This window comes from Microcoleus sp. A003_D6 (genome assembly GCF_036702825.1).
Lineage (GTDB): Bacteria > Cyanobacteriota > Cyanobacteriia > Cyanobacteriales > Microcoleaceae > Microcoleus.
Map to the genome: position 1 here is coordinate 88,171 of NZ_JAUBWA010000005.1, position 19,467 is coordinate 107,637.

Here is a 19,467-nt window from a genome sequence, read left to right on the forward strand (position 1 = left end):
CAACCAGGAATCATAAATCAACCAGGAATCATAAATCAACCAGGAATCATAAATCAACCAGGAATCATAAATCAACCAGGAATCATAAATCAACCCGATAGAAATTCGCTGCCGCCATCGCTAAGGGATAGATTTCCAGATCGAGCGCGATCGATTTTTCCCGAATTAAATGAACCCTTGAACCCCCAACAGTTGCAGAACCAAAACATAATATCGCGAGGTATTATAGAAAAACCCGGAGAAAGAATGCTTCCCGACAGAATGCAACATCTGGGAGGACTCAGAAATTTGATCAATCCATCTGCCATAAATTCGGTTTTTCAGTCAGCATTTCGCAGCGACATCGGCAGGAATTTGGAGAGCGGCCAAATATCGGCAGCTTTGTCTCTGCTGGACAAATCTTTCAGCCAAGAATTCCAGGAATATTTCAACCTAAAGATCGTAGACGAACAGATATCTCCAGAGGAAATCACAAGAAAATTAGCATCAGTGGGTAAAGAAACTGGCACGAAACCCAGCTTAATTTATCTGTTCTCGCAACCGGAAAAATTAAATTTAATGCTAATAACTTCTTGCGGTGAAGCGGTGCACAAAAGCGTGCCGTCAGCGAACCGGCAAGAACTGCTGAAAGTTGTAAATGAGTTCAGGGGTGAGATTACCAAACCGGGCGTGCGGGGTACTACGAGTTATCTACCATCTGCCCAACAGCTTTATAAGTGGATGATTGCGCCTTTAGAGGACAGTTTGAAAAAGTGCGAAACGGATACTATTTCCTTTGTGGTCGATCGGGGTTTGAGAGGTATGCCCTTTGCTGCTTTGCACGACGGACAGCAATTTTTGGTAGAAAAGTACAATCTCAGCTTAATGCCCAGCATCAATTTAACAGATAGTCGCTATGTCGATCTCAGAAATTCTCAAGTTTTAGCAATGGGTGCGTCGCAATTTTCCGAGTTGAAAGCTTTGCCGGCGGTTCCTGCTGAAATAGCGACTATTTCGCAACTGTGGCCGGGAATTAGTTTTCTGAATGAGGGTTTCACTTTGGACAATTTGAAGCGACAGCATCAAAGCCGACCTTTTGGGATTATTCACTTAGCTACTCACGGCGAATTTAGACCGGGGGCGCCGAGTAATTCTTTTATTCAGTTGTGGGATAGTCGATTGCGACTGGATCAATTGCAGGATTTGAGATTGAACGATCCGCCGGTGAATTTGTTAGTTTTAAGCGCTTGTCGGACTGCGGTAGGAGATGCACAGGCGGAGTTGGGTTTTGGGGGGTTGGCGTTGCAAGCGGGGGTGCAAACGGCTTTGGGGAGTTTGTGGTACGTGAGTGATGAAGGTACTTTGGGATTGATGAGCGAGTTTTACCAGCAGTTGAAGACGGCGCGAATTAAGGGGGCCGCGCTGCAACAAGCGCAAATTGCGATGTTGCGGGGAGATGTGCGTTTGGAGGGCGGCAGATTGCGGGGTTCGAGTCGGGGTGACGGGGTGGAGTTGCCGACTTCGCTGCAAGGGTTTGCCGATTTGAAGTTATCGCATCCTTATTATTGGTCGGCTTTTGTGATGATTGGTAGTCCTTGGTAAGGGAAATTTTTAACTTCATAGCGTATGGGCGGGGCGGGTTTATGAGATTATTAATCTCAGGCAATTATGGTTGGTAAAACCCGCGCCTACAGGAATTATATCTATTTTATCCCAGATTCAAACACCCATTTCAACAATTTTGTATGGCTGGGTTCACCGATGATATTGAAGATAACATACAATATCATAAACACGCCCCCACCCCGCCATAAAATCCTTATAAACAAACAACATCTAATTTGTGAGAGTTGAGTCAAACTCACACTAGGAAGTTTTATCAAACTTTATAATAGTTTAAAGATATGTTTTAGATTTTGAAAAACTCAATCAGCACAGATCCACAAGGACTCATCAGTTTAAACCTCGAACCCAAGTCAACAGAGTATCGCGTTCTCGTCAACGAAGCCGGACAAATTTTATTAGACCCAATAACCAACATACCCGATCGCGAGCAGTGGTTGCGGCAAAACTCCCAAGCATTAGCCTCAGTTAAGTGCGGCCTCGCACAAGCAGCTAAAGGTGAAGTACACGATTTGGGTGACTTTTCTGAGTATGCTGATTTGGAGATTGAAGAGGAATGAATTTTCGGATATAATTTTCTTCATCAGCTAGAGATAGTTTGGTTAATATTCAGGAATTAGACGCCAAAAAATACAATAAGAGACAGCCACAGAATGATTGATCCTATAATAAGCGAATAATGACCGAAAAATAATTTCAGTGTGCAGCCTATCTTATCTCTCTAAAATCTATCATAAAACTGACTGAGTATCTAAAATCTCTTTACATCACAACAGCGAAAAAACTCAAGGGGACAGACAGACGACAATTCATGGCATTCGTAGTCAAAGGTTTGGGAATAGGTGGACAGACCTTCTTCTGAAAAGGAGTTGGGATGGAATAGACGCACCATCCGTAAAGGGATGCAAGAATTGAAAAGTGGTCAGCCAATTATTGATGGTTTCCAGCGCAGTGGACGTAAGCGGGTTGAGACTTTCATTACCCAACTTATTGAATGATATTAAATTGTTAGCAGACCCACAAAGTCAAACTGACCCTAGCTTTAAGAGTACAGGATTATATACACGAATTACCGCCAGTGAAGTCCGTCGTCAACTAATAGAACAATTTGGTTATAGTGATGAAGAACTACCGACCGTAGAAACAATTCGACGACGATTGAATGACTTGGGCTATAGCTTAAAACGAGTTCTTAAAACTAAACCAATCAAGAAGATTCCAGAAACTGAAGCCATTTTTAAACAGGTAACACAAATTAATACAGAAGCTGACCATGACCCCAGGGGGAACGCATCTTATTGAACACTGTTCATCGGTGGTGAGTATATTTTAAGATAAATTCACCATTGTTAGAAGCTATAGACACACTTTGTAATGACTTTTAATAGAAAAGAGGAACTGATGATGATTTTTACTTGCTGCCATTTTTGAGACAATAAAAAGCTTACAACCACTGTTTGAAAGTTGTATAATAGTTAGTAATGAGTTGTTTACAATAATTTAGTTAACTGAAACAGCGAGAATTTTAGTCAAATAGTCATCATCCCACCCGGCTCGAAGTCGCTTATTCTTTGCTCCAGTTTTTGAAGTTTTTTCTTGATTCAAAAGATTGAGGGAAATGTGTCTAAGAATGGAAAAATTTTGCGGAGCATTGTCTTTTCCGATCCGACAATCATCTTCACGAAAACCTACATCTAATACCCAATGCAAAGAATTTTCGATCCCCCAATGACTGCGGACGGATTCACCAAACCTTTGAGCATTGTTTGGTAAACTACTAATGTAATAGCGAGTTTCAATGGTTGTTTTTCCTTCACTATTCGCACGGATTCTATCATCCCTATACTCTGAAGATTCTCCCATTTATTCTCGGGGTCAATTAGCTCTTTTATATTACTTAACATTAAGTGATTTCGGATTTCTAAGCGACCATGATTACTCTCTTTCTTGGTCGAATAAGCTGTGTAAAGCCATAATATTTGGGTAGTAATAAATATGTAGTGAAATTTAATTACAGTAATTGAATACATAGGATAATTTTATAACTCACACAATCAAGTTTTGTGATTTTAATTTTTCTTTACGCATTCGAATGTAGATTTAGTTACACTTATGCTATCATAAGTAGCTGTTGCTGGAATCCTTGATATCTGCCAATATTAATTTAGTCATATAATATGCTATCCTTACGACCAAATTGCCCTGATTGTGGTTCAAATCACACAGTTAAAAATGGTAGAATTCATAATAAAAAACCAAAATACAAATGTCAAAGTTGCGGCCCCCAATTTGTGGAAAATCCGACCAACAAAGTAATCAGCTCACAAACAAAAAATTTAATCGATCGACTTTTTTTGGAGAAGATATATGAGGCTGGTATAGCTAGAAGCACGGGTGTTTCTCAAAAATGGTTACAGGATTACGTAAATAATAAATATGCCTCAATCGAACGCACAGTAAAGGTTAAACATAAAAAAAAGTCAGATTGAATGTTGAATGTGATGAACTGTGGTCATTTGTAGATTGCAAACAAAATAAGCAATGGGTGTGGTTAGCAATGGATAGAGAAATCAGAGAAATTATTGGTGTTTATATTGGGGATCGCAGCGAAGAAGGAGCAAAACAATTATGGAATTCTCTCCCTCGTGTCTATCGACAATGTGCTGTTTGCTATACAGATTTTTGGGCTGCGTATGCTTGTATTTTTCCTTCGCTACGCCATCAGCCAGTTGGTAAAGACAGTGGAAAAACTAATCACATGGAAAGATTTAATAATACTTTGCGCCAACGTATTTCTCGTCTCGTAAGAAAGACTCTTTCATTTTCTAAAAAGTTAGAAAACCATATTGGTGCTATTTGGTATTTTATCCATCATTACAACTATGTTTTGAGCCAATGAATATCTAATCACTACATATTTATCACTGCCCAAGATAAAAAAATCAAAAGATTATCTTGATTTGGGATGGAGCGAGTTATCATAAATATGGCGAACTTAGAGAATTTTTATTAGAAGTAAATGGTGATAAAGAACCTGAGAATTGGTCAATTACTTGTATTTTATTTGCTCCCAATGCTCCCCAACAGAATCCCGTTGAAGATATTTGGTTACAAGCTAAAAATTTTTTAAAAAAGTATTGGTATTTATGCAGGTCTTTTAAGATTGTCAAATTTTTGGAGAGAGTTTTTTACTAACAAACATAAATTTGATTTCCCCAAAATACATCAATATACTTGCACACAGAAAATTATTTAGGAGCGCTCAATATCTAGAAAATCATTTAGGATTGCTATACATGGTTGATCGGACGGAATAAGGGTAACTTGAAAGAAGCTGCCCCTATTTTTTGCTACTGCACCAAATTAGAAGGTTATTGGCTAAGCTTGTGTAAAACCAACAGCCGCCATGACCGACTCGATCACCGACCAACTCCAAAAAGCTTCCAAAGGCTTGCTCTTCCTCAGCGAAACCGATGCCCCCTTTGAAGTCATTAACTGGCAGGCACAGGGAGAGCTAACCCCCGCAAAATTGCTGCAACTCACCGAACATCCACCCGATGCTCTCGTAGAACTGCGGACGGTTGACGAGTTCTTTGCGATCGCCACCGCAGAGGAAGCTTGGCACGATGAAGAGGAACGGGAAACAGTGCACCGTTTTCAGAACTTGGTTAGCACACTAAAGCAGAACCTCTCGCAGTTGCAGGTTTACCGAGTGGGTAGCGTTGAGATTGATGCCTACCTTGTCGGGGTGACTCCCGGTGGCGGATTGGCAGGGCTATCTACGAAATTGGTGGAGACTTGATTGCAACAGACAGGGCGAGCTCTGAATGTTTGTTAATCATTTCGTTATATAGCAAGCATAATTAGAGTCAGGAAAGGTTGTAATATGAGAACAGTCAGCAAAGTAATTAGTTAGTTTTTTTCTATTTACTTTTTTGTTATGCTAGGAACCTTTTTCTTCCTCTCTTACACAGAGAGCAAGCGATACCAGCTAGGTGCTAAGCTGTTCTGCATTTAAATTGTATGTTTAAAAAAAATCAAACTCTTGTGGGGAGTAGGGGTTGGGCGTCCCGCCCGCCCTGAATATACAATTTAAATGCGCGACAGCTTATAGTTTCCTCTATATTTAAAGGAAGCAGGGCTCAAACACACGCCGGGGCGCACGATATCGACCCACAGTTTGAGACATACGGCGGGAACGCTGGCGCTGCGAGCCGGGGCCCAACTGCGGCAAGTGCAGGACTTGTTGGGGCATAAAGACCCCCAGGACGAACTCTATTTATACTCACGTAGCGGAGCAGTGGGCAAATAATCCGGCTCTGAAATTGGGGATTACAATTGGGCAGTAAACGACCGGAGCTACTTTTGCCCTGTTTTTCCCACTTTACTCCCAGTTACCTAATGAATCGAAAAAACCCTGAAATAGGCGAGCAAATTGCCCAACGTATAGCCAGCTTGCCCAGCGATGACCTCCTAAAGCAAGCTCAGACACCAGCTCAGATAGAGGAATGGTACAAAGCCAGAAAAATCCAGCTTCTTCTGGCTGAGTGTTGGAGAGCAAAGTGGCTCGTTAAGAACTATTATCCAATTGAAGAAGTGCTATATCTTTAGGAAAATGCCAAAAAAGCAAAGATCGGATTTCAAAGTTTTAAAATTTCTAAACCCGAATCCACTACATTTTAACAGTTTTAACTTATTATTAATTCCCTCAACATTTGAGATTTGATGCCACCACAAATGAAGCGAGCGCCCACTCTCGTAGAGCCCGTCAATGAAGCGATCGCCCACCCACCCATCTACTATGTCAACCAAGCGATCGCACTTCATCGAACTCACGTTAAATTATATTTAAGTTGTAGGATCGAAACCGTAAAATTACTGAGGCAAAACTAAGATCAATCAATTACGATTATAAAAATTATAAACTTCATGCTGACAACCAGGAAAAAACCATGTTTATTGCAGGTTATGAATACTTAGAAAAAATTCACGATAGTTTAATAACCCTGGTTTATAGAGCGCGGAGAATTCTAGATCGTCAACCTGTTATTATTAAAATTCTTAAAAAGGCATATCCTTCCAGTCAAGATATTTATGTATTTAAACATCAGTATGAATTGACAAAAAACTTAGATTCAGAAGGCATTATCAAAGCTTATACCATAGAAAAATCTAACAATTATATAGCTATAGTTTTAGAAGATTTTGGTGGCGACTCACTGAAAAACTTTCTTCAAGCTGGTAAATTTATAGATTTATCTGTATTTTTGCAAATATCAATTGGATTAACTAAAGCTTTAGAAGAAGTACATAGAATAAATATTATACACAAAGATATCAAGCCAGATAACATCATTATTAACGAGCGAACATTAAAAGTAAAGATCGCAGATTTTTCAATTGCATCACTTCTGATGCAAGAAAAATATCTGGCCAGCAATCCCGATCGATTAGAAGGAACTTTGGCTTATATGTCCCCAGAGCAAACTGGTAGGATGAATCGGGCGATTGATTATCGTACTGACTTTTATTCTTTGGGTGTCACATTTTATGAAATGCTGACTAGACAGTTGCCATTTCAAACTACAGATGCGATGGAACTCGTTCACAGTCATATTGCCAAAATACCCGCTTTACCGCATGAACTAGATCCAACTATCCCGAAAGTAGTCTCTGATATCGTGATGAAATTATTAGCCAAAACTGCTGAGGATAGATATCAAAGTGCTTATGGAATTAAGGCAGATTTGGAAGCGTGTTTAACTCAACTACAAACCAATGGAAGAATTAAAAATTTCATTCTCGGTCAGCATGATGTTTTTGCTAAATTTCAAATACCCCAAAAGCTTTACGGTCGCGATCTAGAAATTGCTACCCTAAACGCTGCATTTGAAAGAATCAGTCAAGGTACAAGTGAGATGATACTTGTTTCCGGTTATTCAGGAATCGGCAAGACAGCCTTGATTAATGAAATAGATCGACAAATTGTGCGGCGAAAGGGTTATTTTACTTCTGGGAAATGCGATCAATTTAAACGCGGTATTCCTTATGCTGCACTAATTCAAGCTTTTCAGACCTTGATTCGACAGCTATTAACAGAAAGTGAAAAAACAATCCAAATCTGGAAAGAAAAATTATTAAAAGCTTTGGGTACAAATGGCAGAGTTATTATTGAAGTCATTCCTGAAGTCGAATTAATTATGGGGCAGCAACCCCCTATTCCTCAATTAGAATCTGGAGAATCACAAAATCGATTTTATTTAGTCTTTCAAAAATTTTTGGGTGTTTTTACCAGTAAAAAACATCCTTTAGTTCTTTTCATAGACGATTTACAGTGGGTTGATTCTGCCTCATTAAAATTACTCCAGCTACTAATGATGTCATTAGATAGTCAATACTTTTTGTTAATTGGAGCTTACCGAGATAACGAAGTGAACGAAACTCATTCATTGACGTTGCTTTTGAATGAAATTCAAAAAGCTGGAGTTAAAGTAAATCAGATCGATATACAACCTTTAAATACTGTTCAAGTTAATGAATTAATTGCAGACACGCTTCACTGCGAATTAGAAAGAGCCTTACCTTTAGCAGAAATAGTCTTTAATAAAACGGCTGGCAATCCATTTTTTGTAACTCAAATACTTAAAAGTTTTTACCAAGATAACCTACTTTCATTCGATCTAAATGCGGGTAATTGGCAGTGGGATATTCAGCAAATCAACCAAGTTAAAATTACGGATAATGTTGTTGAATTAATGGTTGACAAAATTGAACAACTTCCTAGTTTTACGCAAAATGTTTTAAAAGTGGCAGCTTGTATTGGTAATACATTTACATTAAACGATCTAGCAATAGTCAATGAAAAATCTTTATCATCTACAGCAACAGAGCTTTGGCAAGCACTTCAAGAAGATTTGATTTTCCCTTTAAGCGGTGCTTATAAAATTCCTCTAGCTGATGATTTAAATACACCATCAACATTAGTTGACGAGATCGAAAATCAAAGTAATTTCTCTCTAAATATTGAGTATAAATTTTTGCACGATCGCGTTCAACAAGCCGCTTATTATTTAATTCCAGCACAGCAAAAAAAAGAACTTCATTTAAAAGTCGGTCAACTCTTGCTAAAGAATACTCAAACAACAGAAATAGAAGAGAAAGTTTTTGATATTGTCAATCATTTAAATATCGCTATTGAGTTAATTGCCAATCAAAAAATCCCACACAATCTGGCTGAGTTAAATCTGTTTGCTGCTCGGAAAGCAAAGGCAGCAGCAGCTTATGAACTCGCGCAGGGATACTTAAATTTCGGTCTAGAACTACTTGCAGAAGATAGCTGGTATAGTAATTATAAATTAACTTTGTCGCTGTATATAGAGGCAGTAGAAGTAGAATATTTAAATGGTAACTTTGAAAATTCAACTCTGCTTGGGGATATTGTTTTAAAACAAGCTACTTCGCTTTTAGAAAAAGTCAAAACATACGAAATAAAAATTCAATTTTATATTTCTCTCAATCAGATGCAAGCAGCACTTGACACATCGTTGTTAGTGCTGGAAATGCTAGGAGAACCTTTAGTTGAAAAATTGCCTGAAGGATTAAATATCGGCAATTTAAGCAATCTACCAGAAATGGTCGATCCTTATAAACTTGCGGCAATGCGAATATTAGTTAAAGCGATAACACCTGCTTATGTAATGAATCCAGAGCTTTTGTCGCCGATCGTGTTTACGATGGTCAATATTTGTATTAAATATGGAAACTCATCACTATCTACTTTCGCTTATGCTTTTTATGGACTGCTCCTTTGTACTTCAATAGATAATATTGAAAGTGGGTATCAGTTCGGTGAAATAGGGATAAATATATTAGAAAAATTGAATGCAAAAGAAGTTAAAACTAAAGTATATGAATTATTTTATGCTCATATTAAAATTTGGGTAAGCCATGTCAGGGAAACCATAGAACCTTTACAAGAAGCTGTTCAATATGGTTTAGAGAGTGGCGATTTAGAGTATGCTGGTTACGCGGCTGTTTACACTTCAGTTTATCCATTTTTTGTAGGCGAGCATCTAAATGAAGTCTGTGCTAAACAAACTATTTACACAAACTTATTAGTTAATTTAAAACAAAATTACTTGAGCGTTTTTATTACAATTTGGCGACAATTAGTTTTGAAACTTTTAAATAAGACCGACAATGAATGTAGAGCGCTCGGTAATTTATTCGATGAAGAAGTAATGCTAGCTAGTTTTATTGAATCGAATAATGGTGCATTACTTTTTGCTACGTATCTTTCCAAATCAATATTTTTATATTTACTTCAAAATTACACAGAAGCAGTTAGTTATGCAAAGCTAGCCGAGCAATATTCTGGTTATTTGGCCGGTCTATTACATACAAGCGAACAAAATTTTTACTATTCTATGATTCTACTTGCACAATGTTCAACGATAGGAGAAATTGAGCGAGAGATAGACCTACAACAAGTGGAATTAAACCAAATAAAATTAAAAAAATGGTCGTTATATGCTCCCATGAATTACGAACACAAATATTATTTAGTAGAAGCAGAAAAGGCTAAAATTTTAGGGCATATACTGCCAGCAATGGAATATTACGATCTAGCAATTAAAGGAGCCAAAGAACAAGGTTATATTCACGAAGAAGCACTAGCAAATGAAAGAGCAGCAGAATTTTATCGCAGTCTTGGAAGAGAAAAGATAGTTCAAACATATTTAGTAGAGTCATACTATTGCTATGTTCGTTGGGGAGCAATAGCAAAGGTTAAAGATTTAGAATCAAGATACCCGCAATTACTATCTTTAACTTCCAATGAAACTTCTAGTCGAGAACTAACTGTTACGACAAGTTCTTCAAGCTTCGGAACTAAAGCCGATGTTTTAGACTTAGCAACTATAATCAAAGCATCGCAAGCTCTTGCTGGCGAAATTGTACTTGATAAATTTTTGGATAAATTGCTAAAAGTTTTAATGGAAAATGCAGGCGCTCAAACTAGCTGCCTTGTTTTAGAAACCAATGGTATTTTAACGCTCAAAGCAACTGGTACTGTAGAACAAGAACAAATAACTTTGTGGACATCGATATCTATAGAAAACAGTCCAAATTTACCAGTTTCTTTAATAAATTACGTAGCTAGGACAAAAGAAAATATTGTTTTAAATAATGCAGCAAAAGAGGGAATATTTGTCAAAGACTCGTATATTATTAAAGCTCAAGTTAAATCCATTTTATGTGCTCCAGTTATTAATCAAAATAAACTAATTGGCATAATTTATTTAGAGAATAATTTAACCGTTGGGGTATTTACACCTGCTCGTTTAGAAATCGTTAAAATCCTTTCGACGCAAATAGTTATTTCCTTAGAAAATGCTTTGCTTTATAAAAATTTAGAAGAATACAGCCGCACGCTAGAAGAAAAGGTGAGAGAGCGCACATTTGAACTAAGCGAAAAAAATGATAAATTAAAAGATCAAGCAATTAAATTACAAAAAGCTTTGGATGAACTAAAACAAGCTCAAGCACAACTTATCCAAACTGAAAAAATGTCTAGTTTGGGACAATTAGTTGCTGGTGTTGCTCACGAAATAAACAATCCAGTCAACTTTATTTATGGTAATTTAAGCCACGCTAGCGAATATAGCGAACAATTATTACATTTAATTGCTCTCTACCAAGACAGCAATCCTAGTCCTCAACCAGAAATTCAAAATTATATTGAAGAAATTGAGTTGGAATACTTATTGGAAGATTTACCTAAATTGTTTTCTTCAATGCAACTGGGAGCAACCCGTATTCGCGAAATCGTTTTGTCACTCAGAAGTTTTTCTCGTTTAGATGAAGCAGATATGAAATCAGTAGATATCCATGAGGGTATTGAAAGTACGCTGCTAATTTTGCGAAACCGTTTGAATAAAAAGGCAGATAATTCAGCAATTCAAGTAATTAAAAAATATGGTAAACTGCCATTAGTAGAGTGTTACCCAGGTCAATTAAACCAAGTATTTATAAACATTATTGCTAATGCTATGGATGCGTTAGATCAGCGCGATCGCCATCGGTCACAAACACAGATGAAGGAAAATTCTAGCACGATTCTTATCGTAACTGAAGTAATAGATCGCGATTGGATAAGAATACGGATTGCTGACAATGGAACTGGCGTAACAGAAGAAGTGCGTACTAAACTATTTGACCCATTCTTCACAACCAAACCCGTTGGTTCTGGTACGGGTTTGGGGTTGTCTATTAGTTATCAAATTGTGGTTGAAAAACATGGCGGACAACTGAACTGCATTTCAGCACCAGGTCAAGGTGCGGAGTTCATAATTGAGATTCCCGTAAATCAGCAAAATCGCCAAAAGTCAAGCTCCCTAGTGTAGATTTTATTTGGTTGATTCTGAAGGTAGTAAATAATTTTGGATCGCTCCTAAATTTTTGTGATTTTTTTCAATTTGGAGTAACCTATATTTAGTAGCAGCGATCCAAAAAATAGCGGACAGAAGATTAAGCTTTAAACTTAGCTCGAACCTGTCAAGCTTTTCGCTAAACACAAAGGCTTTTAATTGAGCATTGCTTCAGAGTAAAAGTTCTAGATAATCGCTTCTTACAATCAGTCACTTAGTATAATTACTTAGAGGAAGCATCAAATGGCCGATCATTTGAAAGGTGGAGCTATTCATCAACTGTTTGAATCTCAAGTGGAGCGTACACCGGATGCTGTGGCGGTGGTTTTTGAAGAACAACAATTAACTTACCGATATCTGAATGTAAAAGCGAATCAGTTGGCGCATTACCTGCGATCGCTCGAAGTAAAGCCAGAAGTGTTAGTAGGTATTTGCGTCGAACGTTCCTTTGACATGATTGTGGGAATCTTGGGAATTCTCAAAGCCGGTGGTGCTTATGTTCCTCTCGACCCAACCTATCCACACGAGCGCTTGGCCTTCATGTTAGAAGACTCCTCAGTGCCAGTGCTGCTGACTCAGGCGCGGTTGGTGAAATCTCTTCCCAAACATCAAGCACGTATCGTTTGCCTAGATACAGATTGGGAAATTATTGAGCGACAGAGCGAGGCAAATTTAATCAGTGAGGTGAAGCTCGATAACCTTGCTTATGTCATTTACACCTCGGGCTCTACTGGTAAGCCCAAGGGAGTGGCTATCGAGCATCGCAATGCAGTTGCTCTGTTGGATTGGGCAAAACAAGTCTTTAATCCAGACGATCTTGCTGGAGTTTTGGCTTCAACCTCTATTTGCTTTGATCTGTCAGTCTTCGAGCTGTTTGTTCCCCTAAGCTGGGGTGGCAAAGTCATTCTGGCAGAGAACGCATTGCATTTGCCCGCATTGTCCGCCGCTCTAGATGTCACTCTGATCAATACAGTTCCCTCTGCGATCGCTGAGTTATTGAGAATGGACGGCATACCTTCTTCTGTCCGCACCGTCAACCTGGCGGGTGAACCCCTTCCCAATAAACTCGTACAGCAGGTGTATGAACACAACACAGTGCAAAAGGTCTTCAACCTTTATGGTCCTTCCGAAGACACCACCTATTCCACATATACTTTAGTGAAAAAAGGGGGTAACGAGCCACCCCCCATCGGTCGGCCCATTGCCAACACGCAGGTCTATATTCTAGATGCCCAAAAACAGCTTGTCCCGATCGGTGTTCCCGGAGAGCTATACATTGGCGGTGCTGGTTTAGCACGGGGCTACCTCAACCGACCCGAACTAACTGCCGATTGCTTTATTCCCAACCCCTTTAGCAACGAATCAGGTTCTCGCCTCTATAAAACTGGTGACTTAGCCCGTTACTTACCTGACGGCAATATCGAATTTTTGGGTCGCATCGATCATCAAGTAAAAATTCGCGGATTCCGCATCGAACTGGGAGAAATTGAAGCATCACTGCGACAACATCCTGACGTGCGAGAAGCCGTTGCGATCGCACGCGAAGACGTACCGGGTGACAAGCGTTTAGTCGCCTACATCGTATCTACTCTCATACCGGAACGGATACCTTATAAAAGTCCTTGCCTAGTTGAAGTTGAGGGGAATCGTACTATAGAAGTAACCACCGACGACATTTCAATAGGTGGTATTAGCTTAGTAGGAATGACAGAAGTTTTAGAGCGTGGTAGTCGCGTCCGCCTGCGCCTACAGCTACCAGAAAATTCTCAATTTTTGTGGACAGAATGTAAAGTAGCATGGCAAGAAGAACAGCGAATCGGGATTCAGTTCTATCTAACGTCAACGCAGCAAATTACCATCCAAGCCAGTTTAGATGATCTCCTGGAAAAACAGAAGCTTTTGAAAGTTTTGCAACGCACCGTTAGCCGTAACCTCCGCAACTTCTTGAAACAGAAGTTGCCTGAATACATGGTGCCTTCTCACTTTGTCATCCTGAAAGAATTGCCGCTAACTCCTAACGGAAAACTCGATCGCAAAGCGCTACCTTCACCGAAAAAAATCAGAAATGAACTGACAAATAGCAATATTGACTCTGTAACCGAGATTGTAGATACCCCAGATGTTTTAGAACTGGAACGAGAGCTTGAGTTAATGCCTTTCGTTCCTCCTCGCACTCCGGTTGAAGAAGTGTTAGCAAGAATTTGGGCGGAAATTTTAGGTTTAGAGCGAGTTGGGATTCATGACAATTTTTGGGAATGCGGAGGAGACTCGTTACTAGCTACTCAAGTTATCTCTCGCATCCGAAATACGCTTGAAATAGAATTATCCTTGCGTTCTTTGTTTGAAGCACCCACAATAGGCGAATTATGTCAGCAAATTGAAATAGAACTTCAAACAAACTCAAGGTTGCAACTTTCCCCTATTCAAACGATTGACCGCAACCAGAATTTGCCTCTCTCTTTTGGCGAACAACAGATGTGGTTTTTGGCGCAAGTGGAACCGGGTAATCCTTTTTATAACGAACACTTTACGATTTATTTACCTAGTTCGCTCGATCGATTAGCATTAGAACAAAGTTTCAACAAAATTATCGAACGCCACGAAATTCTGCGAACCAACTTTTCTGTCGTCGATGGGCAACCAATTCGGATCGTTAAGCCAAGTTTCTATTTACCTCTGCCATTAATTAACCTTCAAGAAATAGCGTCAGAAAGCGATCGCGAAACAGAAGCTTTGCGGCTAGTAACAGAAAAGGCACGGCAACCTTTTAACCTCACCTCTGATTTGTTGTTACGAGCTACTTTGATCCAGCTTGGCGACACGGATTATAGACTATACGTGACAGTACATCATATTATTTTGGATGCTGTTTCTATATACAGCGTGCTATTTCCCGAACTGGTGAAAATCTACGAAGCTATTTGCGATCGCAAACCCTCCTCTCTACCAGAATTACCCATTCAATATGCCGACTTTGCCTACTGGCAGCGGCAACAATTACAAGTAGAATTACTGAAGCCACAGCTAGCTTACTGGAAGCAGCAATTGGCAGATTTGCCCCCGCTAAATCTCCCCACCGATCGTCCAATACCACCACTTCAAAGGTTTCGGGGTGCAATGCAAACTTTGGCACTCTCTAAGAGTTTAACTGAGGCTTTAAAAACTCTGTCCCTTCAGGAGGATGTTACTTTATTCATGACATTAATGGCGGTATTCAAACTCTTGCTTTACCGCTATTCGGGACAAGAAGATATTGCTGTAGCCACTGTCACCGCTGGGCGCAACCGCTCGGAGATTGAAGGATTGATTGGGTACTTTCTCAATACCCTGATCCTGCGTACTGACCTTTCTGGTTTTCCCAGTTTCCGACAGTTACTTTCCAGGGAACGAGAAGTAGCTTTAGGAGCTTATACTTACCAAGACTTGCCATTTGAGAAACTGGTGGCAGAACTTCAACCAGAAAGAAAGTTGGGTCAAAATCCGTTATTTCAGGTGCTGTTTATTTTAGAACCACCAATTGTAACCTTGGATTCTAAGGATTGGCAAGTCAGCCAGATGGACATTCATATCGGTACATCGAAGTGCGATTTGTTTCTCCAACTTGAAGAAAAACCGGAAGGAATTATCGGTCGTTTTGAGTACGATACCGATTTATTTGATGCCGCTACTATCTCCCGGATGGTTGGACATTTTCTCACTTTGTTGGAAAGTATTGTTGTCAATCCAGACCAGTCCATCTCGAAGTTGTTTTTGTTAACAATTGGCGAACGACAGCAGTTAATGAACTGGAATACTACTGAGGCAAATTATTCGCTAAATAAGTGCATTCACCAGTTATTTGAAGATCGAGTAGAGCAAAATCCCGATGCGGTAGCAGTAATATTTGAAGGGCAACAACTCACCTATCAGGAGTTGAATCAAAGGGCAAATCAATTAGCGCATCATTTACGATCGCTAGGCCTTGTGCCAGATACAGTAGTTGGTATCTGCGTAGAGCGATCGCTGGAAATGGCGATCGGACTTCTGGGCATCCTAAAAGCAGGTGCGGCTTACTTACCTCTCGACCCGGCTTATCCGCAAGAACGGATCGCTTATATGCTGGAAAATGCCCAAGTTCCAGTAGTGCTAACTCAGGCAAGTTTATTGCCGCCACTGTTAGAGTATGGGGTACCAGCAATCTGTTTAGATCGGGGCTGGAAATCGATCGCCCAACGCCCGCAAGATAACCCCTCCACAGCCGTATTACCTGACCATTTAGCGTATGTTATCTATACATCAGGTTCTACAGGCAAACCTAAAGGGGTGGCAATGAGTCACCGTCCTCTAGTGAATCTGATCGATTGGCAATTACAAAATTTCGCTTTTCCTGCTACTAAAACCCTCCAATTTGCCCCAATTAGTTTTGATGTTTCTTTTCAGGAGTGTTTTTCCAGTTGGTGTTATGGCGGCACTTTGGTGTTAATTTCAGACATTATTCGCAAAGATGCAGTAGCTTTATTGCAACTTCTCCAAGATGAAGCGATCGAACGTTTATTTCTTCCTTTTATTGCCCTTCAGCATCTAGCTGAGGTTGCTGAAGAAGGAGGAGTATTACCTGTTAATTTGCGAGAAATTATTACGGCTGGCGAACAGTTACAAATTAGTAGAGCGATCGTTAATTGGTTGAGTCAGCTAAAAGATTGCACTTTACACAATCAATATGGCCCTTCTGAAAGTCATGTCGTAACGGCATTTACTCTCACTGGTTCGCCTGAAAACTGGCCTAAATTGCCCTCGATCGGTCGTCCTATTGCCAATGCTCAAATCCACATCCTCGATTCACAATTACAACCAGTACCTATTGGTATTCCAGGAGAAATTTACATCGGTGGTGTTAGTTTAGCCAATGGTTATATCAACCGACCAGATTTAACTGCCCAACGGTTTATTGCTAACCCATTACTAAATAGTAATGAGTTATTAGTTTTGAACTCTGAATTAGAAGAAAACTCAAAATTCAAAATTCAAAATTCAAAACTGTACAAAACTGGCGATCTTGCCCGCTATTTACCAGATGGTAACATCGAGTATATGGGTCGAATTGACGACCAAGTAAAGATTCGCGGTTTTCGCATTGAGTTAGGAGAGATTGAGACTGCATTGGGGCAACATCCAAATGTATTGGGAGCTGTTGTTGTAGTTAGGGAAGATATACCGGGCGACAAGCGTTTAGTTGCTTATGTAGTTGTCTCCAAAGACTTAGAATCTTCTACCAAAGAACTGCGGCAATTTTTACAAGAAAAGTTGCCTGAATACATGATACCTAGCGCTTTTGTGTTTTTAGAAGCACTACCTTTAACACCTTCTGGAAAAGTAAATCGACGATTATTACCAGCCCCAGAAGGAACTAGACAAGAACTGGAAACAACATTTGTTGCACCTCGTAATCCTGTAGAAGAAAAGTTAGCCGAAATTTGGAAAAAGATTCTTGGTATAGATCGAGTTGGCATTTACGATCGCTTTTTCGATTTGGGCGGCCATTCTTTAAAAGTTACTCAGTTAATGTTTAAAGTGAGAGATGCTTTTCAGGTAGAAGTATCGCTGCGACAATTCTTTGAAGTACCGACTATTGCTGGAATTGCGGATGCGATCGCTCTCGCTAGTCAGACAGATTCCACTTCTACATCACTACAAGAAGAAATTATCGATCTGAATGCGGAAGCAATCCTAGATCCTACCATTTCTCCTGAAAATATTAATTTTGAATGGGTTAAAGAACCATCCCATATCTTATTAACAGGAGCAACTGGATTTCTCGGTACTCACTTACTTAATGAATTACTAAACCAAACGCAGGCAAATATTTATTGTCTGGTAAGAGCATCCAATCTCGAACAAGGTATTGAGAAAATCCAAAAAAGTCTAGAACGCTACTTACTTTATAACCAACCTATCAGCAACCGTATCATCCCAATTTTAGGAGATTTATCTCAACCGTTCTTAGGACTTACATCAAATGAATTTTACACATTGGCAAATGAAATTGATGTAATTTACCATAATGGTGCATCAACAAATCTGATTTATCCATACTCTGAATTGAAAGCGGTAAACGTTCTCAGTACGCAGGAAGTTTTGAGATTAGCCTGCATTATAAAAGTAAAACCCGTGCATTTCGTTTCTACCATTGGCGTATTTTGCTCGGATAGTTACAAGGGATTTACAGTAGTTCGAGAACAAGACGAACTACCTGATAGTGAAAGTCTTTCTGAAGGTTACGATCGAAGTAAATGGGTAGCTGAAAAATTAGCTATGACTGCCTATTCTAGAGGGCTACCCGTTTATATTTATAGACCGGGATTCATCTCAGGAGACAGCCAAACGGGTATTTGCAATACTGCCGATCTGCTCCGCAGAATGCTTAAAAGCTGCATTCAAATGGGAAAAACACCTGATTTAGACATCATGATAGACATGACTCCTGTGGATTACGTTAGCCAAGCGATCGTTCATTTATCCAAGCAAAAAGAATTAGCGGGGAAAGCTTTCCATTTAGTTAATCCCCATCCCATTGCTTGGAATCAGCTTTGCGATTTCATTGGCTCTTTTGGCTGCTCACTCGAACGCATTCCTTACAAACAGTGGCATTTTGAGTTATTAAAATCAGTTGAAAATTCACCAGAAAATGCTTTGCATCCACTGGTCAGCCTTTTCTCTGATGAAGCCGCACCTTTACAGACAATCACAAGTCTTTGCTTTGATTCTCAGAATGCGATCGATGGTTTAGTTGGTAGCTGCATTAGCTGTCCACCTATAGATGAAAGATTGTTAAATACTTACTTATCGTACTTACTGAAGTTTAGACTAACCGCGCCTTATACCAATTAATTCTCTAAATGCCGACTACAGATAACGCCTCGGGAGCATCCCGGTTTTGTAAAAGTGCTATCCAGAGAGGATAATAGGTAGAGCGTCAACAGAAGCGTGATACCATTTTTCTAAAGATGTGCTAGAGATAAAGAATGTAATATCCCTGGGGGGTAACAACCAGCCGGAAACCCAGAACTCGTAGGGATTGAGCCAATGTGTGGTTAAAAAAGATAGGCAGCAGAATTGTGAAACGCTTGCCTATCCAAAAAATAATGATACCAACATTCTACCTTACTCATTTACAAAAACAACTGACACCAGTTCAGTTTGGGCTGATGATAATGTTGTTAAACTTAGGAATGAAAATTTGGTAGTCCTATTTAGGTAAGGATAGACATAGCTCTTTTCCTGTAAGGCTTTCAGAGCTTGGAGCCAACCTTACAGAGCTGAAGTATCCTGGCTTTTTTAATGCATTTGCAGCTACAAAGCCAAGACATTAACGAAATAATGGCTCTCCTGAGTTTATGGTGTAAAATGTACCTACTAATACATTTACCGTTATGAGCTTCCATCTAGACTATCTATTAGC

General features: G+C 39.5%; 9 protein-coding genes and 2 pseudogenes. 9 read left to right on the forward strand and 2 right to left on the reverse strand.

The window, feature by feature from the left end:
• The 3 genes and pseudogenes from QUB70_RS03015 to QUB70_RS32610 form a co-directional block, all read left to right on the forward strand.
• Nucleotides 1–1,581, forward strand: a 1,581-nt coding sequence (locus QUB70_RS03015) for a CHAT domain-containing protein (protein WP_332978252.1), incomplete at its 5' end; no start/stop codon positions are given.
• A gap of 314 nt (nucleotides 1,582–1,895) precedes the next feature.
• Nucleotides 1,896–2,162, forward strand: coding sequence for a hypothetical protein (locus QUB70_RS03020; protein ID WP_332978253.1), 267 nt, complete (start codon nucleotides 1,896–1,898; stop codon nucleotides 2,160–2,162).
• A 155-nt stretch (nucleotides 2,163–2,317) separates the two neighbouring features.
• A pseudogene (locus QUB70_RS32610) lies at nucleotides 2,318–2,883 on the forward strand (ISAzo13-like element transposase-related protein); the annotation flags it as partial.
• Between the two features lie 219 nt (nucleotides 2,884–3,102).
• Here QUB70_RS32610 and QUB70_RS03030 read toward each other — a convergent pair.
• Nucleotides 3,103–3,548, reverse strand: a pseudogene (locus QUB70_RS03030) (ISAs1 family transposase); the annotation flags it as partial.
• A 231-nt stretch (nucleotides 3,549–3,779) separates the two neighbouring features.
• On the opposite strand from QUB70_RS03030, the gene QUB70_RS03035 reads away from it, so the two are divergent.
• The 4 genes from QUB70_RS03035 to QUB70_RS03050 all read left to right on the forward strand — a co-directional run bounded on the left by QUB70_RS03035 (nucleotide 3,780) and on the right by QUB70_RS03050 (nucleotide 5,914).
• Nucleotides 3,780–4,501 (forward strand): IS1 family transposase gene (locus QUB70_RS03035; RefSeq protein ID WP_332978255.1). Its coding sequence is split into 2 segments (ribosomal slippage): nucleotides 3,780–4,083 and nucleotides 4,083–4,501, totalling 723 coding nucleotides; the frame shifts between segments, so codons are not numbered across the junction.
• 56 nt (nucleotides 4,502–4,557) lie between these two features.
• A complete protein-coding gene (locus tag QUB70_RS03040; RefSeq protein ID WP_332978256.1) occupies nucleotides 4,558–4,797 on the forward strand; it encodes a hypothetical protein in 240 nt (79 codons plus the stop codon).
• Between the two features lie 211 nt (nucleotides 4,798–5,008).
• Nucleotides 5,009–5,404, forward strand: coding sequence for a nuclease A inhibitor family protein (locus QUB70_RS03045; RefSeq protein ID WP_332978257.1), 396 nt, complete (start codon nucleotides 5,009–5,011; stop codon nucleotides 5,402–5,404).
• 378 nt (nucleotides 5,405–5,782) lie between these two features.
• Nucleotides 5,783–5,914 carry a hypothetical protein gene (locus QUB70_RS03050; RefSeq protein WP_332978258.1) on the forward strand — a complete coding sequence of 44 codons (132 nt, stop codon included), beginning with the start codon at nucleotides 5,783–5,785 and terminating at the stop codon, nucleotides 5,912–5,914.
• A 287-nt stretch (nucleotides 5,915–6,201) separates the two neighbouring features.
• Here the strand turns inward: QUB70_RS03050 and QUB70_RS32615 are convergent, their stop codons facing one another.
• Complete coding sequence (locus QUB70_RS32615) at nucleotides 6,202–6,429, reverse strand: transposase (protein ID WP_442927690.1); 228 nt, start codon at nucleotides 6,427–6,429, stop codon at nucleotides 6,202–6,204.
• A 125-nt stretch (nucleotides 6,430–6,554) separates the two neighbouring features.
• On the opposite strand from QUB70_RS32615, the gene QUB70_RS03060 reads away from it, so the two are divergent.
• On the forward strand, nucleotides 6,555–12,005 hold the full coding sequence (locus QUB70_RS03060) for a trifunctional serine/threonine-protein kinase/ATP-binding protein/sensor histidine kinase (RefSeq protein WP_332978259.1): 5,451 nt from the start codon (nucleotides 6,555–6,557) through the stop codon (nucleotides 12,003–12,005).
• A gap of 267 nt (nucleotides 12,006–12,272) precedes the next feature.
• Nucleotides 12,273–18,896 carry an amino acid adenylation domain-containing protein gene (locus tag QUB70_RS03065; protein WP_332978260.1) on the forward strand — a complete coding sequence of 2,208 codons (6,624 nt, stop codon included), beginning with the start codon at nucleotides 12,273–12,275 and terminating at the stop codon, nucleotides 18,894–18,896.
• Nucleotides 18,897–19,467 lie beyond the last annotated feature (571 nt).